The following is a 23,166-nucleotide window of genomic DNA, read 5'->3' as shown; positions in this document are numbered from 1 at the left end:
TTCCTTGTCTGGGGCGGTTACAGCACCTTGCCCGGGTTCATGATGTTGGCCGGATCGATTGCCGATTTCAACTGTTGCATCAGCTCAAGCGCCACGGGGTCCTTGTAGCGGCGCAGCTCGGCGCGCTTGACCTGGCCGATGCCGTGTTCGGCGGAAATGGAGCCGTCCATCTGGTGCACGATGTCATGCACGATGCGGTTGAAGGTGGGGTATTCGGCCAGGAATGTCGCGTCGTCCATATCCACGGGGCGCGACAGGTTGAAATGCAGGTTGCCGTCGCCAAAGTGGCCAAAGGGGCAGGGGCGCAGGTCGGGCATGTGGGCCAGACACGCCGCCTTGGCCGTGGTGATGAAATCGGCGACGCGCGAGACGGGGACCGAGACATCATGCTTGATCGACGCGCCCTCGGGCTTTTGCGATTCCGACAGGTGTTCGCGCAGCGCCCACAGCGCGTCTTTTTGCGCTTCGGATGCGCCGATGACGGCGTCGTGGATTTCGCCCGCCTCGAACGCCGCTTCCAGCGCGGTTTCCATGCGGGCGTCCAGCGTGTCGGCGGCATTGGCGCTGGTCAGTTCGATCAGGCAATAGGCGGGGTGCACCTCGGCCATCGGGTCGGTGCAGCCGTGGGCGTGGTCCAGCACCATCTGCAGCGCCATGCGTTCGACATATTCAAAGGTGGACAGCGTGTCGGCGTTCTGCGCGCGCATCCGGGTGTAGAGCGCCAGCGCCGCCTGGGGACCGTCGCAGGCAACAAGTGCTGTGGCGCGGGTGACCGGTTTGGGGAACAGCTTCAGCACGGCGGCGGTGATGATGCCCAGCGTGCCCTCGGCCCCGATGAACAGGTTGCGCAGGTCATAGCCGGTGTTGTTCTTGCGCAGGCCGTTCAGGTCGTTCAGCACGCGGCCATCGGGCAGCACAACCTCAAGCCCCAGCACCAGATCGCGCATGTTGCCATAGCGCAGCACGGCGGTGCCGCCCGCGTTGGTCGAAAGGTTGCCGCCGATCTGGCAGGACCCTTCGGACGCCAGCGACAGCGGAAACAGCGCGCCCGCGTCGTCGGCAGCCTGCTGGATGTTGGCCAGGATACAGCCCGCATCGACGGTCAGTGTGGCGTTGGTGGCATCGACGTTGCGGATGCGGTTCATGCGGTCGGTGGTCAGGATCACGCCGCCATTCGCCACGCCGCCGCCGACCAGTCCGGTGTTGCCGCCCTGCGGGACAATCGCCACGCCCGCCGCTGCGCACAGGCGCACGCAGGCGGCGACTTCCTCGGTTGATCCGGGGCGCAGGATGGCGATGGCGGTGCCGGTGTACAGGCCCCGATCCTCGACCAGACGGCCCGCCATGTCGGTGGGATCGGTCAGCACATAGGCCGCCCCGATGGCGTCGGTCAGTTTGGCGATCAGGGCGCTGTGATCCTCTGCCACGATGGCGGCAGAGGGGTGTGCAGTGGGGGACATTGGCTGTTATCCGGCGGTTGCTTTTTGTTTCGCGGCGTCGCGCAGTTTGGTGATCGTGGTGCGGGTCGAGATCTGCTCGGGGTTGGTCACCAGTTCGATCACCGCCGGACGGCCCGCCGCGCGGGCGCGGGCAAAGGCATCGGCGAAATCGGCGGTTTTGGTCACGCGTTCGGCGTGCGCGCCCAGACCTTCGGCCATTTTGACAAAGTCCTGGTTCTTCAGCGTTGTGCCCGACACGCGTTCGGGGTGGTCACGCTCCTGATGCATACGGATGGTGCCGTAGACGCCGTTGTTGAACACCAGAACGATGGGACAGCCGCCATATTGCGCGGCGGTGGCCAGTTCGTTGCCGCTCATCATGAAGCCGCCGTCCCCGACAAAGGACAGCGCCAGCCGGTCGGGGTTTTCCAGCGATGCGGCCACGGCGGCGGGCACGGAATAGCCCATCGCGCCGCAGGTCGAGCCGATGATGCGCCCCGGACGGCCAAAGCGCAAAAACCGCTGCGCCCATCCGGTGTGGTTGCCCGCGTCCAGTGTCACCACGATGTCGTCGGGCAGGCTGTCGCGGATCTGGGACAGGGCGACGCCCATGTCCAGTTCCCAGTCGCCGCCGTTGGGGGCTTCGGAATCGGTCAGGTAGTCGTTGTGCAGTTTCTCGCACCAGCCGCCCCATGCGTCGGCGCGACCCAGATCGACATCCGCCAGAGCGGCGGCGACAGATGCGGGGGCGGCGGCCAGACCCAGATCGGGGGAATAGACGCGTCCGATCTCGTCCGCGTCGGGGTAGACATGCACCAGCCGGACCGCCGGATTGGGCGAGGAGATGGTGGTATAGGTCTTGGTCGTCATTTCCCCCAGACGGGCCCCGATGACCACCAATAGATCGGCCTCGCGCTGGTGCGCGTACAGGCTGGGCGCGGTCGAGGTGCCAAAGTCGCCTGCAAAGACCGGCGACAGGTTGTTCACGATGTCCTGACGGCGGAAGGACGTGGTGACGGGGATGTTGTTGGCTTCGGCAAAGCGGGTGATGTTGGCGGCCGTTTCGTCCGACCAGCCCGAGCCGCCCAGCAGCAGAAGCGGGCGTTCGGCCCCTGCCAGTTCCGCCTTGAGCGCCTTAAGGCTGCTGTCCGACAGGTCGGCGTGGGTGGCGGCGTAGGGGCGCGCGTCGGCGACCTGCACCACGTCGGTCAGCATATCCTCGGGCAGAGAGATGACGACGGGGCCGGGGCGGCCCGAGGTGGCGACGCGAAAGGCGCGGGCCATGTATTCGGGAATGCGGCGGGCGTCGTCGATCTGGGTGGCCCATTTGGCGATGGGGCCGAACATGGCGCGGTAATCAACCTCTTGAAACGCTTCGCGGTCGGTGGTGTCGCGGGCGATCTGGCCCACCAGCAGGATCATCGGCGTGCTGTCCTGCTGGGCGATGTGTACCCCGATGGCGGCATGACAGGCGCCGGGGCCACGGGTGACCATGCAAATGCCGGGCTGGCCCGTCAGCTTGCCGTGGGTTTCGGCCATGTTGGCCGCGCCCGCCTCGTGACGGGCGTTGATCAGGGTGAACCGGTCCTGCACGTCATGCAGCGCGTCCAGCACTTCCAGATAGCTTTCGCCGGGCACGCAATAGGCGCGGTCGGCCCCGTGAATCAAAAGCTGGTCAACAAGAACCTGTCCGCCGGTCCGGCTTTTGGTCTGGGTGGTCTGGGTCATGTGGAAAACGCTCCGTTCGGTTCAGTTGTTGGCAGGTGTCGGCGCCACCGTATCGCGGTGACGCACCTTTTGCAGTGCCAGAACGCCGCCTGCAATGGCAAGGCCCACCAGCGTGATCCGGTAATCGGGATAGATCAGGCACAAGGATGCGGCAAACAGCACCGCCGATGTGATCAGATCCATGCGCCCGAAGAAATACCGTTGCAGCGCCGCCGCCAGCAGGATCACACCGATGGTCGCCTGCGTGATGACGATGGCAATGTGCACCCAGTCGCCCTGCATCAGGATCGCGGGTTCATAGACGAACATGAACGGCACGATGAATCCTGTGGCCCCCAGTTTGACGGCGGCCCAGCTGGCCTCGACGATCTTGGCGTGGGACAGGGTGTTGGCGGCATAGACCGCCATGGCCACGGGGGGCGTGATGGCTGACAGGATGGCAAAGTAGAACACGAACAGGTGCGCCGCTTCGACCTGTACGCCCAGTTTCACCAGTGCGGGCACCAGCAGGGCAACCTGCACGATATAGGCGGGTGTCGTGGGCATCCCCATGCCCAGGATGATCCCCGCCACCATCGACAGGATCAGCGCGATCACCAGACGGTCTTGTGCGGCCTCGATCACGAAGTTCGAGAAGGTCAGGCCAAGGCCGGTGATGTCGATGACACCAACGACGATACCCGCACAGGCACAGGCCGCCGCGATGGACAGCACGTTGCGCGCGCCGTTTTCCAGCGCATCGAGGATATTTTCGACGGTCACGTAATGGCGCGTGGTCTTGCGCATGGCGGCCACGGGCACGACCGAGATGATCCCGCACAGCGCCGCATAGGGGGCGGAATAGCCCATGATCAGCACGCCGACGATGACGATCAGCGGAATGAACAGGTGGCCGCGTTCCATCAACACCTCTTTGATCGGGATCTGGTCCTCTTTGGGGACCGACCCGATGCCCTTGCGCTTGGCCTCGAAGTGGACGGCGGCGAACAGGGCGACGTAGAACAGGATCGCAGGGGCCAGCGCGTATTTGGCGACGGTCAGGTAGCCCACGCCCAGGTATTCCGCCATGACAAAGGCCGCAGCCCCCATCACCGGCGGCATGATCTGCCCGCCGGTGGATGCAACAGCTTCGACCGCGCCGGCAAAGGCGGGTTTGAAGCCCATGCGTTTCATCAGCGGGATCGAGAACGTGCCCGTCGTCATCACGTTGGCCACAGCCGAGCCGGAGACCGAGCCGAACAGGCCCGAGGTGACACAGGCCACCTTGGCCGGGCCGCCGGCCTGACGGCCCGTCAGCGCGACGGCAAAGTCCATGAACAACTGCCCCACGCCCATCTTTTCAACCAGCGATCCGAACAGGATGAACAGCACCATATAGGTCGCCGACACCGCGATCGGGATGCCGAAGATGCCCTCGGGCGTCATGAACAATTGTTCCAGGATCACCGACGGCAGGGTCGAGGTGAACATCAGCCCATAGGCCATGAACGCAATTGCGGTCAGCGGCAGCATCGGCCCCAGCATCCGCCGCGTCGCCTCCAGCAGCAGGACCACCAGCGTGATCCCCACCACGATGTCGATGGGCAGCAGCGGATCGACGTAGAGAAACCGCTGGGTGATGTAATCCAGGTTGAACGACGGATACAGCGCCGCACCCATGGCCACCGCGCCCAGGATCACGTCGATCCAGCCGGGTGTGTCCGTGCGCAGGCCGCGCCGGTCGGTGGTCCAGTAGATCAGCACCAGCGCCAGCGCCACGTGCACGCCGCGCATGATGTAGGGGTTCGGGGGACCGGCAAAGGCAACGTAGAGATGCCAAAGCGCCATGCCGATCAGCATGAGCCGCGAAATTCGGGCAAAGATGGGCATCTTGTCGGTGAGAATTGCCAGGTTCATGTGCAGGCCCCGCGCAGTTGGTAAGGATGAAAGTCAAAAACGGGCGAGGCCAGCGGCCCCGCCCGATCAGAATGCCAGGGCTGGATTATTCCATGCCCGCCACGCCACGTTCGGCGTAGAATTCCTTGGCTGCGGGGTGGAAGGGGATACCGATGTCGGTCGCCATTTCCTCGACGGTCAGGTTCGCCATGGTCTTGCTGATCGCGGCAAAGCTGTCGGGGTTGTCGGCAATCGCGCTCAGCACCGCCTTGATGGTGTCGCCGTTGTAGTCACAGGGCGCGACCATATGCGTGTCATAGCTGATGGCGTGCACGGTTTCGTCGAAACCGGGGTAGGCGCCTGCCTTGACTTCACGCAGTTGGAAGGCCGCGTTCTGATCCTTGAAGTGTTTGAAGGTCTCGGGGTCCACGTCGACCAGCGTGATCTTGCGCGAGGACGCCAGGTCCATCACCGAACCGGTGGGCAGCGACGAACCCAGCGTGAAGAAATCGGCATGGCCGTCTTTCATCTGCGAGGCGCTGTCGGAATAGGACGTGTGCGCAACGCTGCTGAGGTCGTCATAGGTCAGACCGGCGGTCGAAAGCAGTTCGCGGGTCAGGAATTCGCCGGTGTTGCCAAGCTGTTGCGTGGTCAGCCCCTTGCCCTTCATGTCGGCCACGGTCTTGATGTTGGAATCGGCCAGCGCGACAATCTGGAAATACTGCGGATACAGGATGCCCAGGTTGCAGACGTTGGTGGTGGGTTTGCGGAACGGCTCTTTGCCGGTCAGGCTGTCCACGGTCGAGATCGAGTTGGCAAAGGCGATGGCGAACCGGCCCGCATCCACGCCGACCACGTTCGACACACCCGCGCCGGGGGTCACGGTGATGGTGATGTCGGGGTGCTCGCGCTCGACAATCGCCTTGATCGCGCCGCCGACCGGATACCACGAACCGCCCTGCTGGCCTGTGGCCATGACAAATTCTTCGGCCTGTGCGGCAACGCCTGCGGCGGCAAACATAAGTGTGGCCGCCGTGGTGCGACGGACCGCTTTGGTAAACATGGACATGAAACCCCTCCCGAGTTCGAATATAGACGAAACCCGCAGGTTTGCGGGCTTGCTCCTCCTGTGACGGCACGGGCGTGCCGACGCTGGGGGCAGACTGTGCCGCTTCTCCCTACTTGTCAAATAAAAATACAAAAATGGCGGTATTTCCCTTCTGCTGTCATGTTGAATGCCGGTAAAACAAGGGGAAACGCTGTGTTCTGCTTGGTTGTCATGAATATTGACAACTTGTCATACAGATGTATCACTCTGTCAAAAGGGGCGATCAGATGACCGACTTATTTCAAGCCTCGGCGCCGCTGGCACGGGGGGCCACGTTGGGCGATCAGGTGACCGAAGTGCTGCGGCACAACGTGGTCAGCGGGGCCTGGCCCGTGGGGTCGATGCTGCCGTCGGAAACCACGCTGGCGCAGGATCTGGATGTCAGCCGCACCGTGGTGCGCGAGGCGGTGTCGCGGCTGAAGGCCGAGGGGATGCTGTCCAGCCAGCAGGGGCGCGGGGCCTTCGTGTCCAGCGACCGGCCCCAGATGGGCTTTGCCATCGACAAGCAGGACGTGGAAAGCCTGCGCAAGCTGTCGCATATCCTTGAACTGCGCATGGGGCTGGAGATCGAGGCCGCCGCCTTTGCCGCCGAACGCGCCACCGACGCGCACCGCGCCGAGATCGAGGCCGCCGCCGACATGTTCGACAACGCCGAAACCGGTGCCTCGGGTGTCTCCGAGGGGGTCGAGGCCGACCTGCGGTTTCACCGCGCGGTCAGCGCCGCGACGGGCAACGATTATTACCTGGGGCTGTTCAACTACCTGGGCGCCAGCCTGCGCGAGACCATGCTGGCCGGTCGGCTGAAGGCGGTTGAACGCGGTGGCAACAGCCGCGACGCGGTGGCCGAACATCACGACATCGCGGCGGCGATTGCGGCAGGCGACAGCGGTCTGGCGCGCGACCGGATGCGGCTGCATTTGCAACTGTCGGGGCAGCGGTTGTTGGGGAACCTGCGCCGGATCAAGGCGTCGGACGCATGACGCTGCCCGCAGCCCTGCACGATGCGCTGACCGCGCCCGCGTCGCTGACCGTGGCGCTGAGCGGGGGCATCGACAGCCTGACCCTGTCGGCGGCGGCGGCGCTTGCGCGCGGGGCGGATGGCGTGACCCTGTGCCACGCGGTGTCGCCTGCGGTGCCTGCGGCGGCGACGGCGCGCGTGCACGATTTTGCCGCCGCGCGGGGGCTGACGCTGAAGCTGGTGCAATCGGGTGAATTTGACGATCCGTCCTATCGCGCCAATCCGGTGAACCGTTGTTATTTCTGCAAGGTCAACCTCTACGGCACCCTGTCGCGCATGGGCGATGTGGTGGCGGCGGGGACCAATACGGACGACTTGTCCGACTACCGCCCCGGCCTGATCGCGGCGGATGAGCATAATGTGATTCATCCCTTTGTTGCGGCCGACATGGCCAAATCGGATGTGCGCGCGCTGGCGCGGGTGCTGGGGCTGGGCGACCTGGCGGACCTGCCGGCCGCGCCCTGTCTGGCCAGCCGGATTCAGACCGGCCTGCGGGTGGAGCCGGAAGAACTGGCCACCATCGACCGCGTGGAAACCCTGTTGCGGGACGCCTTGGGCAATATCACCCTGCGCTGCCGGCGGATGCACGGCGGCTGGGAAATCGCGCTGGACCGGGGGGTGTTCGATGCGCTGACACCTGACCGTCGCGCCGCCCTGCATGATCTGGCACGCGGGGCCATTGGCGGCGACCTGCCCGTGACGGTGCAGGCGTATAAACAAGGAAGCACCTTCGTTCATGTCTGACAGGCCCAAAGACGGTGACCCCCACGTGACCTTCGACCGCGACCGCGCCGCCCGCATCGGGATAGACGAGGCGGCGTTGTGCGGCCACAAGACCGACGCGCAGGTGGCGGCGATCATCGGCGATGCTGTGCGCGAGGGGCGGCGGTTGCTGCTGACCCGGCTGGACGCCGCGCAACATGGCCGGTTGCCGGACGACCTGCGCGGGGCGCTGGACTTTTGCGCGCTGTCCCGCACCGCGATCCTTGGCCCGATGCCTGACCTTGCCACAACACCGCGCATTGCGCTGGTCAGTGCGGGCACCTCGGACGCGGGACCGATGGCCGAGGCGCAGCGGGTGCTGGCCTTTGCCGGGTTCGACGCCACCGCGATTTCAGACGTGGGGGTCGCGGGCCTGTGGCGGTTGCTGGCGCGCGAGGAGCAGTTGCGCGCGATGGATATCATCATCGTCTTTGCAGGCATGGACGCGGCGTTGCCCTCGGTTCTGGCGGGGCTGGTGCCCGGCGTGGTGATCGGCGTGCCGACCTCGGTCGGCTATGGCGTCGCCACCGGCGGGCGCGTGGCGCTGGACGCGATGCTGGCAAGTTGTGCCGCGGGCGTTACAGTGGTGAACATCGACAACGGCTATGGCGCGGCCACGGCGGCACTGCGCACGGCCAACATGATGCGCCGCGCTGCACCGGCGCGCTGACGCCAGGGGGGGCCGATGGACCAGCCGAAACTGATGATCAAGAAACGGCAGACGCTGGCCGACCAGCTTTATGGGCAGATCCTTGAACAGATCGTGTCCAACCTGCTGAAACAGGGCGAGCGGTTGCCGTCGGAACACCAGATCGCCACCGGCTTTGGCGTGTCGCGGCCCGTGGTCCGCGAGGCGCTGCGCAAGCTGCAAGAGGACGGGCTGGTCGAGGCGCGGCGCGGGGTGGGGTCGTTCGTGCGCCGCCGTCCGCCGGAAAAGCTGATCGAATTTGCCACCGCCGGATCGGTCGCGGGGCTGATGCGCGCGATGGAGGCGCGGATGGTCGTGGAACACGCCACCGCCCGCATGGCCGCCCTGCGCGCGGGCCCCAAGGACATCGCCCGGATCGAATCCACGCTGGCCGAGCTGGAGGCGTCGATGCAGGCGCGCACGCCCTCGGTCGAGGCGGATTACATGTTCCACCGCGCCATTGCCGAGGCCTCGGGCAATCCGGTCTTTGCGGGGATGCTGGACAGCACAAGGTCAGAGGTCGAACAGTCGATCGACGTGGCGCAAAAGCTGACGCGCGAAGGGTCGCAGGAACGCATCGACACGGTGCTGCGCGAACATCGCCAGATCCTAGAGGCGATCAAATCCGGCGACAGCGAGGCGGCGGCGGTGTCGATGTCCTATCACCTGCTGCAAGCGCGCCAGCGGGTCACCGACCACAGCCGGAACACCTGAAGGACTCCCATGATCTACGACCACCGCACCTATGTCTGCCGCCCCGGCACGATCCAGAAACACCTGACGCTGTACGGCACCTATGGCTATCCGGCACAGCGGCGGATTCTGGGCGCGCCGGTGATATTTGCTCAGGTCGAGACGGGGGACGTGAATTCATTTGTCCACGTCTGGACCTATGACGACGCCGCCGACCGCGCCGCCAAGCGGGCGCGCCTGATGGCGGACCCCGACTGGCAGGACTATTTGCGCCGCAGCGCCGAGGCGGGCTATCTGGTCAGCCAGACCAACAAGATCCTGACCCCGGCGCCGTTTTTCGAAGGGTAGGGGGCCTTGTCACCCACCTGTACGCACAGCCTATCCGAGACCTCCGGCCCGTTTCACAGCCTGCCCTGACAGGTCGCCACCGGTCTTTGCCGGGGCAAGCGACAGGACATGGTCTGCCGTCCGCGCGACCAGCTCCGGGTCGTGGCTGACCAGCATGATCGCGCAGCCCTCGGCCGCGGCGGTGTCGCGCAGCAGGTCGATCACCTGTTTCTGGGTGATCGGATCAAGGCGCGAGGTCGGCTCGTCGGCAAAGATGAACCTTGGCCGGACAAGGAGGAGCCGCAGCAAGGCGAGCCGCTGAAGCTCGCCGCCCGACACGCCACCGGGGGTGCGTGTCAACAGCACAGGGTTAAGGCCAAGGCGCGGCAAAAGCGTGTCGATCCGGTCGCGGGGTTGTCCGTGGCGGTGGGCCACGTCCGCAAGCGTACGGCCCAGCGTGCGGTGGCGCGGAAAGGCCGCGACAGGGTCCTGATAGAGCTTCTGGAATGCGGTCGGGGCCAGCCCCGCTGACCTGTTCACGCGGCCCGCAGCCGGAGGCGCAAGGCCCAGCACCACGTCCCCAAGCGTGGACTTGCCGCAACCGGACGGGCCGGTCACGCCAAGGATGCGGCCCGCCGACAGGTCAAAGGACAGGTCGGAAAACAGCCGCACCCCGCCGCGCCCTGCCGCCAGCCGGGTCGCTGTCAGCACCGGCGCACCGGCAGGCCGCCGGCTTCGTGCGGGCCAGTTTTCCGGGTCGGCGGCGATCAGGTCGCGGGTATAGGCTTGGGTCGGCACGGCCATCACGGCGGCGGTGGGGCCGGTTTCCACCACGCGGCCCGCCCGCAGGACGATCATCCGCCCGCCGATCCGTCGCGCCAGCGCGAGGTCATGGGTGATGACCAACAGGCCACCGCCCCGCGCCAGTTCGGCCAGCAACAGGTCCGCGACCTCGTCCCGGCGCGCGGCGTCCAGTCCCTTGGTCGGCTCGTCCGCGATGACGATGCCGGCCCCCCCGGCCCGCGCCGCTGCAATCGCCACGCGCTGTGCCATGCCGCCGGACAGCTCGTGCGGATACCGCGTGTCCGCGTGGGCAAGGCCAAGGCGGTCGAGGTCGGTTGCCGCCTGCGCCCGCGCGTCCTGCGTCCCGAGGCCGCGCACAAGGTGGTGCGCCTCGGTCACCTGCCGCCCGGCCCGCATCAGCGGATCAAGCGACAGCCACGGCTCTTGCGGCAGCACCGCGATCTGACGTCCCCAGAGCGGGCGGAACCCCTCGGGCCGTGCCGCGTCCAGCAAATGGTCGCCCAGCACGACCCGCCCCCGCGCCGCAAGGTCGCGCGGCAGGGTGCCCATGATCGCCTGCGCCAGCAGGCTTTTGCCCGATCCGGTTTCACCCAGGATGACCAGCGGCTCCCCCGGCTCAAGGTGCAGGGACACTGGGTGCAGGATCGGCGTGCCGCCTTGGGCCACGGTGATGTCATCGGCTTTCAGAAGGGTCATGTGTCACGGCTCCCGGCCAGAAGGGTCAGGCCCAGCAGCAGGGCAAAGGTGGCCATCACCGGCGACAGCAGCGCCAGTGGAGCCTCGCGCCAATAGGGCAACAGTTCGACCATCATCAGGCCCAGTTCGGGCGTTGGCGCGCGCATGCCCACGTGCACGAAACCCAGCGCGGCAATGGCCATGATCGCCGTGGCGGTGCCAAAGGCGGCGGCGGTCAGCATCATCGGCGCGATTTCCGGCCAGATGTGGGTGCGAAAGACATAGACCGGCCCGAACCCCAGCAGGCGCGTGGCCTGCACCGCCGGGGAGGCCAGCACTGCGCGCGTGGCGGCGCGGGTCAGGCGAAAGAACTCGACCCACAGCACCAGCGACAGACCGGCCCAGAAACCAGGCGCGGTGCCCGGCACGATGGCCAGCACCATCAGCACCAGCAGCAGCCCCGGCAGCGCCAGCAGCGCATCGGCCAGCATCGTCAGGATGCGGTCGGTCCAGCCCCCGCGCGCCGCCGCCCATGTGCCCAGCACCAGCCCCGCCAGCCCGGCGGTCAGCACGGCGGCGATGGCGATGGCGGGTGACAGGCGCAAGGCGGCAGCCAGACGGTGAAAGATCGACCGCCCAAGGTGGTCATAGCCCAGCGGTGCCGCCGGTTCCGGCCCTGACAGCGCCTTGGTCAGCGACTGGGCAAGGGGATCGCCCGGCACGGCCAGCGGCCCGACCACGGCAAGGATCAGGCTGGCTGCCACCAATGCGGCCCCCGTCCAGCGCAGGGCATGGCCCGCGCGGCGCGGGATCATCACGGCATCGGTCATGCGGCTCTCCTTGGGTCAATGCGGGCTGTGAGCAGGTCGATGGCTGTGTTGATCAGGACAAAGCCGAGGCCCAGACACAGCGCCGTGCCCTGCACCATCGGCACATCGCGGGAAAAGATGGCGTGTACCAGCGCATGGCCGATGCCGGGCCAGCCAAAGATCGCCTCGACCACGACGACGCCTTCGACCAGCGTGACGAATTGCAGCCCCAGATAGGTCAGCAGCGGCACCGAGACATTGCGCAGACCGTGGTGCAGCAGGGCCTGCCGTCGGCTCAGCCCCTTCCACTGTGCAAAGCTGTAAAAGGGCATCGCCCCGATCCGCGCCATGGCATCCCGCGCAATCCGCGCGTTCACCGCCGCCAGCCCAAGGGCCAGTGCCAGCGCAGGCAGGATAAAGTGCCGCGCCGCGCCATATCCGGCGGCGGGCAACAGGCGGAACTGAACCGACAGGATCAGGATGAGGATCAGCGCCATCAGGAACTGTGGCACCGCTTTCAGTCCGGTCGAGACGACCAGCAGCCCCCGGTCAAGCAGCCCGCCGGGTCTGAGGCCCGCAAGGATGCCCAGAGGCGGCCCCATGATCAGCGACAGCACAACCGCAACCGCCGCCAGCGACAGTGATGCGCCCAACTGGTGGCCGATCTCTGCGATCACCGGCTGGCCCGAGACCAGCGAATTGCCGAAATCCAGCCGCAGCAGGTCGCCCAGCCAGTGCAGCAAAGCGGGCAGCGCCGGGCCATCCAGCCCCAGTTCGTCGCGCACCGCATCGGCGGCGGCGGTGTCGACATTGTCATAGCCATACCGCCCGGCCGCGATGCGATAGGCCGCATCGCCGGGCAGGGCGCGCATCATGGCAAAGGTGGCAGCCCCGATCAGGACCGCGACCATCAGGGCCTGAATGCCCCGCGTCACCAGCGTGTTCATTGCGACAGCCTCAACTCGGGCAGGCCAAAGGTCCGCTCCCACGGGTCGATCACCGCGCCTTCGACGCCTTTGGCCACGGCCAGCGTCTGGCGATACCAGGCGATGGGGATGATCGGCAGTTCGGTTTGCAGGATCTCGGTGATCCGGGCACGCGCGGGGGCGCCGCCATCGCCGCGTCCGACGCTGCGGGCCAGGTCCGTGATCTCGTCATTCTGCCAGCCCATCGCCCCCCAGTCGCCCGTCGGCGCATAGTCCGACAGGATTGTGCCCACGGGGTTCGGGATCAGGCCAAAGTTGCGCGCGATCAGCCCAAGGTCCAGCGACCCGTCGGCATGGCCCGCGCTGATCTCGGAGGAATTGGTGGTGTTGATGGTCAGCTCTGCCCCGATGGCGCGGAATTGCTGTTCCAGCACGGCGGCCACCAGCGGCAGTTCGGGCCGGTCGGGATAGGTTGTCAGCGTCAGGGCAAAGCGTTCGCCGTTCCGGGTCAGGATGCCGTCGCCACCCATGGTCCAGCCCAGACCCTGCAACAGTTCTTTCGCTTTCCCGGGATCGTGGGCCAGCGGCACAAGGCTGTCGTTGTGCCATGCCCCGACCGAGGGCGGGAACAGCTGTGTTGCCCCTTCGGGATAGCGCAGGACCGCCCTGGCGATGCCTTCGCGGTCAATGGCCAGCGACAGGGCCCGACGGGCCTCCGGTTCCGACAGGGCCGGGTGGTCGGCATTGACCTTGATCAGCAGGACACGCGGGATGGCGACGGAATGCACGGTCACCGCGTCCGACAGGCCCAGCCGCGCGACCGAGGCGGGGTCAAGGCCAAAGACAAAGTCCGCATCACCGGATTCCGCCATCAGCGCACGGGTTTCCACCCGGCTGACGGCGGAATAGCGGACGTTCGGCACATGCGGCGCGGGGCCCCAGTAGCCGTCGAAGGCTTCGGCCTTCAGGCTGAGCGGCGGGGCCAGGTCCGTGATCTTGTAAGGACCGGTTCCGATGACAGTGACCCCCGCGTCCTCCGCCCCATAGGCGGCGGGCGCGAGGATCTGCGCGCTGAAGTGGGCGAGGTAAGCCGGCAGCGCGGCAAAGGGGTCTGACAGGGTGATCACGACCGCGCCGTCCATGGCCTTGATCGCCGTGATCGGCGTCTTGGCCAGCGGGCCGGGTTTGGTGCGGGCAATGTCCAGCGCGGCGGCAACGGCCTCTGCGGTCATTGCGGTGCCGTCATGGAACCGGACGCCGTCGCGCAAGGTGAAGGTCCAGCTCAGCCCATCCCCGTCGGCCGTCCAGTCCGTGGCTAGGCCCGGCGTCAGGACGCCCTGGGGGTCGGCATGGGTCAGCGTCTCGGTGATGCCCATGCGGGTAAAGATATAGCCCGTGGTCGAAGGCTCGGGCGACTGGATCTCGAATTGCGCGACCACGTCGAGCGTGTCGTCGGCCTGCGCGGGCAGGGCCGTGGCGATCAGGGCTGCGGCAAGGAAGGCCAGGGTGTGTTTCATCTGTTGTCGTCCTGTTGATCGTGAATCGGGGCGCGGTGCGCGTGCGGTGACAAGCGGTCGCGGGAAAGGGTCATCCGTTCGGCCCTTGCGAGCCGGTCGAGTATGTCGTCAAAGCTTGCGCCCTCGGCCCGTGCCCTGACCCAGATCCGGCGGCACGAGGCAGGCGACCAGGGCAGCGCGGCCTGCGCCATCCACGCCCTGAGCGGGCGCGGCAGGGCGTCATAGGCCCGCATCGGGTCGGGCCGCCGCCTGCGGGGCAGGGTGGTGGACACGTTGCGGCTCATGCCGCTGCCTTCCGCCAGACCGGGAAAGGATCGGGCAGGTCCGGCAGGGCATCGGGACCCGGCGCGATCTCTTCCGGCACCAATGCACCGTCCAGCCGCGCCCTGAGCGCGGGCCAGTCGATGCCAGCGCCGATAAAGACGATTTCCTGCCGCCGGTCGCCCCACGGCTCCTGCCAGTGCTGCGCCAGATAGGCGCGGGCGCTGTCGTGGTCCGGGTGACGGTCCTGCGGGATCGCCGCCCACCACTGGCTCAGCGGCGTGACCGACGACAGCGCACCGGCCAGCGAGAATTCGGCCACCCAGTCGGGCCGCGTGGCGATCCAGAAATGCCCCTTGGCGCGGATGACGCCGGGCAGGTCGCCGTTCAGCACCGCCATGATGCCCGCGGGGTCAAAGGGTTGCCGCGCGCGGTAGACAAAGGAAGCCACGCCGTATTCTTCGGTCTCCGGCACGTGATCGGCAAAGCCATACAGCTCTTTCGCCCACATCGGATGCGCATGCGCCTTTTCGAAATCGAAAAGCCCGGTGTCCAGGATCGCGTCCGGCGCGACATCCGAACGGTTCGTTTCGATGATCCGGGCATCGGCGTTCAGGCTGCGGATGATCTTGCGCGCGGCATCGACCTTGTCCGGGCCGGCATCCGTGACCTTGTTCAGGATCACCACGTCCGCGAATTCGATCTGGTCGGTCAGCAGGTGAACCAGCGTGCGCGTGTCCTGCTCGCCCAATGTCTCGCCCCGGTCGCGCAGGAAATCGTGGCTGGCGTAGTCGTTCAACAGGTTCACCGCATCGACCACCGTCACCATCGTATCCAGCCGCGCGACGTCCGACAGGCTTTGCCCCGACGCGTCGCGGAAATCGAAGGTCGCGGCGACGGGCAGGGGTTCGGAGATGCCGGTGGATTCGATCAGCAGGTAGTCAAAGCGCCCCGCACAGGCCAGCTTGCGCACCTCTTGCAGCAGGTCGTCGCGCAGGGTGCAGCAGATGCAGCCGTTGGACATCTCGACCAGGGTCTCGTCGGTGCGCGACAGTTCGGTGTCCGCGCGGACAAGGTCGGCGTCGATGTTCACCTCGGACATGTCGTTGACGATGACGGCGACGCGGCGTCCGTCACGTTTGTTCAGGACGCGGTTCAGCAGGGTCGTCTTGCCGGCACCAAGAAAGCCGGAGAGGACGGTAACGGGCAGGCGGGGGTCAGCGGTGGTCGTCATGCGGCCTCCTTGTCGATGGCTGGAGTGAATATGCGGTCGGCGCGTGCGGGTCTGGGTGCTGCGGTGCTTGCCGAGTGTGATCGCCTTGCGCATGGCAAGAGTCCTCCCCTCCCGGTCACGCGCGCGCCGGGTGATTGCGTGTCCAGGGTCAGGCCGTGCCACGCCGCCGGGGGGAGCCGGGGCGTGCACACATCCCAAACAATGGTATGTTATAACGTAACTCTTTTGTTATCTTGTAACGTGACCAAAGTTCAAGCCCGATTTTCAACGGCAGGTCACATTGGCAAAATTGCGCGGTGCGGACCGGCGCGCCGCTTTTGCGTGGCGAGGCGGAAAAGACCGTTTACGCCATTACTCCCCAACTCAACTGCCGACGATGAAATCTACACATGCTTCGATGTGAGAGCCGGTTGAGTCCGCTACAGGCAAATCAGGCAGAAGCAATTCCAGCTCCGGCATCGGCAGCTTGGTGCAGGCAAGCGCAACGGCTCCGATGTTGCGCTCTTTGACTGCGAGCGCGATGGCCTCTGCGCCCGTGTCCTCCAGCCGTAGTGCAAAATCGGCAAGCTGTTTGCCAGCTTCGTCCCACCGGTGCATTGGGATCAAGTCCGAGCTGAGGCTGTTGGTCTTGGTTTTCCGGAAAGGTCATAGATGCGGCATCCTTCTCCTGCGTTTTCGAAGCCGTATTATATTGACAGATAGCTTTTATTCGATATGATTTTGCCATGTCCGATCGACTCGAACAATCAAAAGCGCTCGCAAACGAGCACCGTATCGCGATCCTCGAATGGCTCGCCAACCCCTGGGATCACTTCTCGCATCAGGTGACCGGCGATCCGCGTGAGATCGGGGTGTGCGTTACGCTGCTCACAGAGAAGCTCGGCATGGCGCAACCAACCGTGAGCCGCCATCTCGAACTCTTGCGCCGCGCGGACTTCCTGACGGTGAAACGCATTGGGAAGTGGGCATTCTTCAAACGCAACGAGGCAGGTATTGCCGCCTATAAGGACTGGCTCAATGATAGCCTCTGACGCCCCCCATCCCGAAAACCTAGACGCCAAGTTGCTACCGGGATTTGAACGTCGCTGGATCACCATCGACAACAACCAGATACTGGCACTCATCGGTGGCTCTGGTCCGCCGCTGCTGATGCTGCATGGGGATCCACAGACACACCTCTGCTGGCATCATATTGCCCCGCGTCTCGTGGACCGGTTTACTGTTGTGCTTACTGATCTGCGCGGTCGGGGCGAGAGCCATAAGCCCGAACCGGGGCAAACACCAAACGCTTTCGCCAAGCGCATCATGGCGGCGGAGCAGGTCTCTGTGATGCGACAGCTTGGTTTCGAACGCTTTGCTCTTGTTGGCCATGATCGCGGAGCACGGGTCGCTCGGCGGATCGCGCTCGATCACCCCGACCGCGTAGAGCGGCTGTGCGTCATGGACATCGTTCCAGCGCTGGACCTTTATCAAAGCACAACGTCCGAGATTGCGCAGGATTACTTCTATTTCTTCTTCCTGACCCAACCGTACCCCCAGCCGGAAAGGCTGATAGCTGGCGATCCGGAAGGATTTCAGCGCCAAATCCTGTTTGGTCTTGGGGACAAGCCAGTGCCCTATGACGCAGACGCTTTAGCACTCTATCTGGCGCTCTCCAGCGCGCCCGCTTCTGTCTCGGCAATGTGCGAGTGTTTCAGGGCTGGCTACACCATTGACCGGGAACATGACGCGGCTGACCGGGAAGCCGGTCGCAAAATCCGGTGCCCGACTTTGGTGCTTTGGGGAGAGCAAGGCGTGATAGGACGGCACTTCGATGTCGAAGCGATCTGGAATTCATGGTGTGACGATGCGCGCTTCGCATTGATGCCAAGCGGGCATTTCATTCCAGAAGAAGCCCCAGACCAAGCCTATGCCGCCCTCAACACATTCCTGATGGATGAGGTGTAAGGGCATGGCACAAAGGACCGGTTTTGGCCCGTAGATTCTGTCAGGGGGTTTGTGTCCGGTGTGCGCGGCGGCCTGCGCCTTGATCCCGCGCGGGGGATTGCGGACAGGGCCCGTTCCTGAGCTTCTCCGCACCGCAGGATGTGCCAGAACTCAACCGTTTCCGTCACCGGCGGAAAGGATCATAAACGCGCCACCCTCGTCGGTTCCAGCGCGTCGGCATGGTGAAACTTATCGGTCTTTCGAGGTTTCCCGGATCGTCCACCATCCGATCAGCGGAAACAGGATCAGTTCCAGGGCGAGCGAGGGCAGAATGTCGCCCGAGACCAGCACGGACAGGTCTTGCACCTGCGTGAACCGCAAAAGACCGCCCAGGAAAATCGCGCCGCATAGCACGGGCACAGTCCGCGCGAGCGGCATCGGCCGGATCGCGGACGCAACGAATACGAGGCCCATGGCAAGCCAGACCCCGCCGAGAAACCGTGCATGGCTGTCGCGCACGGCGAAGGCATCCCTGTCGTTGACGGAAAAGAAATCAGGCGAAACCTGCCAGCCGAGCGTCGCGATGCCCCCGGCGGCGTTGTCGATCCCCAGCAAGACGATGCCGGCGCCTGCCAGCGCGAGCACAAGGCGAAGGGCGGGGTTGATTGGGCTTGGCATTGGAAGACCTCCGAATTATCTGATACGCGTTCATACAAAGATTCGGAGGGGATGGGAAGTTGTCTGATACGCGTTACGAAAAAAATGATCCGCCCACCCGTCAGGGCGCTTTGCCCGGACGCCCCCCGCGCAGCGACCACGAGATAGAAGCGTTCCGGACGCACATCGGCGCGCAGGCGCTGGAGCTTTATCTGCGCAAAGGCGCGGAGGCCGTTTCCATGCGCGAGATCGCGCGGACGGCCGGCTGTTCGCCCGCGACCCTCTACGCCCACTTTTCCGGAAAGGCCGATATCCTGCTCTATCTCTGGGCCTTCGTACTCGACGAGATGATCGCGACGGTAGAGGCGGCCGCCAGTTCGGCGGAGGGCAACGCCCTGTCCGAGGCGTCGCAGGCCTTTGTCGGCTACTGGACGGCGCATCCCGAGCGGTTCCGGCTGGTTTTCATGTCGGCGGGTGTCGCGCGCGCGGATGTCTCCACGATCATGTCGGACCCGCGCACAAAGGGTCACTTTGACCGGTTCCGTGACCTTCTGGCGCGCGCCGTGCCGATGACCCAAACGGAAGTGCGCGCGCGCACCGACACGTTGATTGCGGGATTGATCGGGGTGTCCCTCTGTCGCGTGACCATCAAGGATCACGACTGGCCCGCCGCGGCAGAGATGGTGGAGCAGATCGTGCGCGGGGCGACAGTGCGCTAGGGTTTTCCGGCGCTTGCGACTTGATGCTGCAATTCATTTGAACGACTGGTAGACCTCGCAGGGGTCGGCGCCGGGCCAAAATCAATCCACGGGACACGCACATGCGCACTATCGAACGTTTCTCGCTGTATGTTGCGCTCACCGCGCTGACGGCCCTGGCAATCGACGGCGTGCTGCCCGCGATGCTCTTGATCGAGGCCGAGCTTGGCGCAGCGCCCCCGTTCTCCGTCCCGCAGATCATCACCGTTTTCGTGTTTGGCATGGCCTTCGGTGAACTGCTCATCGGCCCGATAAGCGACGCGGTGGGGCGGCGTCCGGCGGTGATCGCGGGGCTGTTCGTCTTTGTCGCCGGAACGGTGCTGGCCGCGACTGGTGACAGCCTCGGGGCCGTTGTCGCGGGCCGGTTTCTTCAGGGTGTCGGCGTGGCGGGGCCAAAGATCGGCACGCGGGCGATGATCCGGGATCGCTATGCGGGTGCGGAGATGGCACAGGTGATGTCCGTCATCTTCACCCTGCTGATCCTTGTCCCCATGATCGCGCCCGCCATCGGCGCGCAGATCGCTGCGGCAAGCGGGTGGCGGGGCGTGTTCTGGGGCTATTTCGCGCTGGCCTTCGGGCTGGGCGCGTGGCTGTGGCTCAGGCATCCTGAAACGCTGCCGGCGGACAAGCGGATACCGTTTCAATACAGGCGGCTGAAGGCGAATACCCTTGCCGTGCTGCGGCGCAAGGATGTCACGCCGATTGTCATCGCCACGGGTTTTGTCTTTGGCGCGCAGCTGACCTATTTCGCGGTCGCGGCGGATTTGTTCGGCACGGTGTATGGCCTGCCTGCGTCGATGCCCCTGTTTTTCGCGCTGCTGGCAACGGGCACCGGGACCGCATTGCTGCTGAACGTGCGTTTTGTGCGCCGCACCGGGATGGAGGCGCCCATTGTCGCGGGCCTTGGCTGTCTTGGCCTGTCGGGGGCGGCGCTGCTTGTGGCGGCCGCGTTGACAGGCGGCCAGCCCCCGTTCGCGCTGTTGCTTGGGCTGGCGTGGGTCGGCTTTTTCGCGCTTGGGCTTTTGTTTGGCAATCTCAATGCGTTCGCGATGCGGCCATTGGGGGCGCTTGCGGGCCTCAGTTCTTCGATCATCGCATCGCTGTCCAGTGTCGTGGCCTTTGTCTTTGCCACGGCAATCGAACGGGCGGCGGCGGGGCCGGTCTATGCCATCGCCTTCGCGTTCCTGTGCGCAGCCTTGCTGTCCGTGCTGCTGATCCTGATCGCGATCCCAAAGGGATCGATCGGCCGCTTCCTGTCCGCGCCTGCGGAACGATAAGAGCGCCACGCGCCTACGGCACCGCCAAGCCCCACGCGCCTACGGCACGATCAAAACTACGTGCCTACGGCACGATACATTCCGCATCGATCCCCTGACCCGCGTCAAAGGCGCGGATGTTGGCGGCCCAATGGGACACCATCCGCTCCAGATTGTCGTCGGTGCGCCCGCCGATGTGGGGCAGGGCGACCACGTTGTCCAGCGCCAGCAGCGGGTTGTCCGGGTTCACCGGCTCTTGGGCGAACACGTCCAGACCGGCCCCCGCGATGGCACCGCTCTGCAGCGCCGTGGTCAGCGCCGCCTCGTCCACCAGCCCGCCGCGCGAGGTGTTGATCAGGAACGCCCCCGGCTTCATCTGCGCAAGCCGGTCGGCCCCCACCAGGTGCCGCGTGCTGTCGGTCAGCGGCGCGTGCAGGCTGACCACATCGCAGGTGCTGAAAATCTCGTCCAGCGTGGCATGGCGGGCGGTGCTGCCCGCAATCGGACCTGAACGGCGGTGATACAGCACCGGACAGCCGAAGCCGGACAAACGCCGCGCCACCTCTTGCCCGATGGCGCCAAAGCCGACCAGCCCCACGGTCATCCCGTTCAGATCCCGCGCGCCGGAAATCAGCGCCGCCGGCCCCCAGTTGCCCGCCCGCGTGGTGGCGTCGATCTGCGGGATGCGGCGCAGCGTGGCCAGCATCAGCCCGATGGTCAGGTCGGCCACGGTGGGCGCGTTCAGCCCCGGACTGCGCGCCACCGGAATGCCGCGCATGCGGGCCACGTCCAGCGCAATGCCGTCCGTGCCCGTGCCCCATTGATGCACCAGCTGCACCGCGTCGGCCTGTTGCAGCACCTCGGCTGGCAAGCCAAGGCTGCGCGCCACGACATAGGGCGCACCCCGGACCGTGGCGGCAAAGTCCTGCGCCGAAGCGGACGGGGCGAAGCGCAGGTCCAGGCCCGCCGCATAGCCGCGCACCTGTGCCTGCACCTCCGCTGTCAGCACGTCCAGCACGGCAACCGGGCCGATCAGACCGCTGGGCGATTTGGTGGCCATGGCCTTCAGCTTTCGGCCAGATCGTCGGACATGATCGAGGTCGGCACGTTCTGATAGGACACAGGCCGTAGGAAACGACGGATGGACATGGTGCCCACGGATGTCGCGCCGAAGTTGGTCGAGGCGGGGTAGGGTCCGCCGTGGACCATCGCCTCGCTGACCTCGACGCCGGTGGGAAAGCCGTTGACCAGCACGCGGCCGGCCTTGCGCTCCAGTATGGGCAGCAGGGCGCGGGCGGCATCGGCGTCGGCGTCGTCCATGTGGATCGTCGCGGTCAACTGGCCCTCGAACCCTTTGGCCAGATCGCGCATGTCGTCGGCGGAATTGACGCGCACCACCAGACCCAGCGGGCCAAAGACCTCTTCCCCCAGCGCGTGATCTTGCAGGTAGGTGTCGGCGTCGGTCTCGTAGAGGTTCGGATTGGCGATGCGCCCCTCGCTTTTGGTCTCCAGCAGCGGCTGCACTGCGTTGCGCCCGGTAAAGCGGGCCTGCCCGTCGCGGTAGGCTTGCGCGATGCCGTCGGTCAGCATGACCTGCCCGTCCACCTTCGCCAGTGCGGCCTTGGCGGCGGCCACGAACGCATCGCCATCGGCGCCCTTTTCCACCACGGCGATGCCGGGGTTGGTACAGAACTGGCCCGCGCCCATGGTCAGCGATCCGGCCCAGCCGGTGCCGATGTCGGCACCGCGTGCGGCGGCGGCATTGGGCAGGATGAACATCGGGTTGACCGAACCCAGCTCACCAAAAAACGGGATCGGCTCGGGGCGTTGGGCGCACAGGTCGAACAGCGCGCGGCCACCGGCCAGCGATCCGGTAAAGCCCACGGCCTTGATCAGCGGGTGTTGCACCAGCGCCTGACCCATGTCGCGCTTGCCGCCCTGGATCAACGAAAACACGCCGGGATGCACGCCGCAGGACTTGATCGCGGCATGGATGGCTTCGGCGATGATTTCGCCGGTGCCGGGATGGGCCGAATGGCCCTTGACCACGACGGGGCAACCGGCAGCCAGTGCGGCGGCGGTGTCGCCCCCGGCGGTGGAAAAGGCCAGCGGAAAGTTCGACGCGCCGAACACGGCAACCGGGCCGATGGGCCGCTGCATCAGCCGGATTTCGGGGCGCGGCGCGGGCTGGCGGTCGGGCAGGGCGGCGTCGATGCGCCGGTCCAGATAGGCACCGCTGGTGATGTGATCCGCGAACAGGCGCAGTTGGCCCGTGGTGCGGCCACGTTCACCTTGCAGGCGGGCGGTGGGCAGGCCGGATTCGCGGCTGCCGATGTCGGTGATTGCGTCGGCGCGGGCCTCGATCTCGTCCGCGATGGCGTTCAGGAAGGCGGCGCGTTCGGCGCGGGTGGAATAGCCGTAGGTCCAGAATGCATCCTCGGCGGCGGCGGCAGCGGTGTCCACGTGGGCGGGTGTCCCGACCGAGAATCTGTCGCGGCGGCCCGTGGCCGGTTCGTTTTCAAACGTGGTCTCGCCTGCGACCCATTCGCCCGCGATCAGGTGTTTGCCGTGCGGGGTGAAACCTTTGGTGTCTGCGGTCATGAAATGCTCCTGCTTCATATGTGTTTCGGCGCAGTCGTCCTGCGCCGTTTGTGCGAACTTGTAGGTTTTCGCCTGAACCGGATCAACCACGGGCCGGAACAGCA

Annotated in this window: 23 protein-coding genes; 9 read left to right on the top strand and 14 right to left on the bottom strand. The window is 65.8% G+C overall.

The annotated features are described in order from the left end of the window. Nucleotides 1-17: 17 nt before the first annotated feature. The 4 genes from BUC08_RS22285 to BUC08_RS22270 all read right to left on the bottom strand — a co-directional run bounded on the left by BUC08_RS22285 (nt 18) and on the right by BUC08_RS22270 (nt 6,111). Nucleotides 18-1,460: an FAD-binding oxidoreductase gene (locus BUC08_RS22285; RefSeq protein WP_051694624.1), complete on the bottom strand. Its 1,443-nt coding sequence runs from the start codon at nt 1,458-1,460 to the stop codon at nt 18-20. A 6-nt stretch (nt 1,461-1,466) separates the two neighbouring features. Next, entirely contained in the window at nt 1,467-3,167 is a 1,701-nt protein-coding gene (locus BUC08_RS22280; protein ID WP_037930092.1) for a thiamine pyrophosphate-binding protein, read from the bottom strand. A 21-nt stretch (nt 3,168-3,188) separates the two neighbouring features. After that, nucleotides 3,189-5,063: a TRAP transporter permease gene (locus tag BUC08_RS22275; protein WP_051694623.1), complete on the bottom strand. Its 1,875-nt coding sequence runs from the start codon at nt 5,061-5,063 to the stop codon at nt 3,189-3,191. An 85-nt stretch (nt 5,064-5,148) separates the two neighbouring features. Further along, entirely contained in the window at nt 5,149-6,111 is a 963-nt protein-coding gene (locus tag BUC08_RS22270; protein ID WP_224557603.1) for a TAXI family TRAP transporter solute-binding subunit, read from the bottom strand. A gap of 266 nt (nt 6,112-6,377) precedes the next feature. Between BUC08_RS22270 and BUC08_RS22265 the strand changes: the two genes are divergently transcribed. From BUC08_RS22265 to BUC08_RS22245, 5 genes are read left to right on the top strand one after another with little or no spacing between them, the layout of a single operon-like run. After that, entirely contained in the window at nt 6,378-7,130 is a 753-nt protein-coding gene (locus tag BUC08_RS22265; RefSeq protein ID WP_037930089.1) for a FadR/GntR family transcriptional regulator, read from the top strand. Then, entirely contained in the window at nt 7,127-7,912 is a 786-nt protein-coding gene (larE, locus tag BUC08_RS22260) for an ATP-dependent sacrificial sulfur transferase LarE (protein ID WP_051694622.1), read from the top strand. Before BUC08_RS22265 ends, larE begins: the two co-directional genes overlap by 4 nt. Then, nucleotides 7,905-8,600 carry a nickel pincer cofactor biosynthesis protein LarB gene (larB, locus tag BUC08_RS22255; RefSeq protein WP_051694621.1) on the top strand — a complete coding sequence of 232 codons (696 nt, stop codon included), beginning with the start codon at nt 7,905-7,907 and terminating at the stop codon, nt 8,598-8,600. Before larE ends, larB begins: the two co-directional genes overlap by 8 nt. A gap of 15 nt (nt 8,601-8,615) precedes the next feature. After that, complete coding sequence (locus BUC08_RS22250) at nt 8,616-9,332, top strand: FadR/GntR family transcriptional regulator (RefSeq protein ID WP_037930086.1); 717 nt, start codon at nt 8,616-8,618, stop codon at nt 9,330-9,332. Between the two features lie 9 nt (nt 9,333-9,341). Further along, the gene (locus BUC08_RS22245; protein WP_037930083.1) at nt 9,342-9,659 is read left to right on the top strand and encodes an NIPSNAP family protein; all 318 of its coding nucleotides are present in this window, start codon (nt 9,342-9,344) and stop codon (nt 9,657-9,659) included. 30 nt (nt 9,660-9,689) lie between these two features. Here the strand turns inward: BUC08_RS22245 and BUC08_RS22240 are convergent, their stop codons facing one another. From BUC08_RS22240 to BUC08_RS22210, 7 genes are all read right to left on the bottom strand, one after another. After that, nucleotides 9,690-11,138: an ABC transporter ATP-binding protein gene (locus tag BUC08_RS22240; RefSeq protein ID WP_051694620.1), complete on the bottom strand. Its 1,449-nt coding sequence runs from the start codon at nt 11,136-11,138 to the stop codon at nt 9,690-9,692. Beyond that, entirely contained in the window at nt 11,135-11,947 is an 813-nt protein-coding gene (locus BUC08_RS22235) for an ABC transporter permease (protein ID WP_200796227.1), read from the bottom strand. The genes BUC08_RS22240 and BUC08_RS22235 overlap by 4 nt, the downstream gene beginning before the upstream one ends. Beyond that, entirely contained in the window at nt 11,944-12,873 is a 930-nt protein-coding gene (locus BUC08_RS22230; RefSeq protein WP_037930081.1) for an ABC transporter permease, read from the bottom strand. Before BUC08_RS22230 ends, BUC08_RS22235 begins: the two co-directional genes overlap by 4 nt. Beyond that, on the bottom strand, nt 12,870-14,369 hold the full coding sequence (locus tag BUC08_RS22225; RefSeq protein ID WP_037930078.1) for an ABC transporter substrate-binding protein: 1,500 nt from the start codon (nt 14,367-14,369) through the stop codon (nt 12,870-12,872). Before BUC08_RS22225 ends, BUC08_RS22230 begins: the two co-directional genes overlap by 4 nt. Then, the gene (locus tag BUC08_RS22220) at nt 14,366-14,653 is read right to left on the bottom strand and encodes a DUF6525 family protein (protein WP_037930075.1); all 288 of its coding nucleotides are present in this window, start codon (nt 14,651-14,653) and stop codon (nt 14,366-14,368) included. Before BUC08_RS22220 ends, BUC08_RS22225 begins: the two co-directional genes overlap by 4 nt. Further along, a complete protein-coding gene (locus BUC08_RS22215; RefSeq protein ID WP_037930072.1) occupies nt 14,650-15,864 on the bottom strand; it encodes a GTP-binding protein in 1,215 nt (404 codons plus the stop codon). Before BUC08_RS22215 ends, BUC08_RS22220 begins: the two co-directional genes overlap by 4 nt. Nucleotides 15,865-16,227: 363 nt before the next feature. Continuing rightward, nucleotides 16,228-16,461 carry a hypothetical protein gene (locus tag BUC08_RS22210; protein ID WP_037930069.1) on the bottom strand — a complete coding sequence of 78 codons (234 nt, stop codon included), beginning with the start codon at nt 16,459-16,461 and terminating at the stop codon, nt 16,228-16,230. A gap of 128 nt (nt 16,462-16,589) precedes the next feature. On the opposite strand from BUC08_RS22210, the gene BUC08_RS22205 reads away from it, so the two are divergent. Together BUC08_RS22205 and BUC08_RS22200 are read left to right on the top strand one after the other, a co-directional pair. Next, complete coding sequence (locus tag BUC08_RS22205) at nt 16,590-16,895, top strand: ArsR/SmtB family transcription factor (RefSeq protein WP_037930066.1); 306 nt, start codon at nt 16,590-16,592, stop codon at nt 16,893-16,895. Continuing rightward, a complete protein-coding gene (locus tag BUC08_RS22200; RefSeq protein ID WP_051694619.1) occupies nt 16,882-17,811 on the top strand; it encodes an alpha/beta fold hydrolase in 930 nt (309 codons plus the stop codon). The genes BUC08_RS22205 and BUC08_RS22200 overlap by 14 nt, the downstream gene beginning before the upstream one ends. 228 nt (nt 17,812-18,039) lie before the next feature. On the opposite strand, the gene BUC08_RS22195 is transcribed toward BUC08_RS22200, so the two are convergent. Next, nucleotides 18,040-18,468 carry a DUF4345 domain-containing protein gene (locus BUC08_RS22195; RefSeq protein ID WP_037930063.1) on the bottom strand — a complete coding sequence of 143 codons (429 nt, stop codon included), beginning with the start codon at nt 18,466-18,468 and terminating at the stop codon, nt 18,040-18,042. 59 nt (nt 18,469-18,527) lie between these two features. Between BUC08_RS22195 and BUC08_RS22190 the strand changes: the two genes are divergently transcribed. Continuing rightward, nucleotides 18,528-19,166: a TetR/AcrR family transcriptional regulator gene (locus BUC08_RS22190; protein WP_051694618.1), complete on the top strand. Its 639-nt coding sequence runs from the start codon at nt 18,528-18,530 to the stop codon at nt 19,164-19,166. 101 nt (nt 19,167-19,267) lie between these two features. Further along, nucleotides 19,268-20,482: an MFS transporter gene (locus BUC08_RS22185; RefSeq protein WP_051694617.1), complete on the top strand. Its 1,215-nt coding sequence runs from the start codon at nt 19,268-19,270 to the stop codon at nt 20,480-20,482. 64 nt (nt 20,483-20,546) lie between these two features. Here the strand turns inward: BUC08_RS22185 and BUC08_RS22180 are convergent, their stop codons facing one another. Both BUC08_RS22180 and BUC08_RS22175 read right to left on the bottom strand, forming a co-directional pair. Continuing rightward, entirely contained in the window at nt 20,547-21,521 is a 975-nt protein-coding gene (locus tag BUC08_RS22180) for a 2-hydroxyacid dehydrogenase (protein ID WP_051694616.1), read from the bottom strand. A 5-nt stretch (nt 21,522-21,526) separates the two neighbouring features. After that, nucleotides 21,527-23,062: an aldehyde dehydrogenase (NADP(+)) gene (locus BUC08_RS22175; protein ID WP_037930157.1), complete on the bottom strand. Its 1,536-nt coding sequence runs from the start codon at nt 23,060-23,062 to the stop codon at nt 21,527-21,529. Between the last annotated feature and the right edge of the window lie 104 nt (nt 23,063-23,166).

The organism is Pseudosulfitobacter pseudonitzschiae (genome assembly GCF_900129395.1).
Classification (GTDB): Bacteria; Pseudomonadota; Alphaproteobacteria; order Rhodobacterales; family Rhodobacteraceae; genus Pseudosulfitobacter; species Pseudosulfitobacter pseudonitzschiae.
The sequence above is the reverse complement of the archived record's forward strand: the minus strand, read 5'-3'. Positions and strand labels throughout refer to the sequence as shown.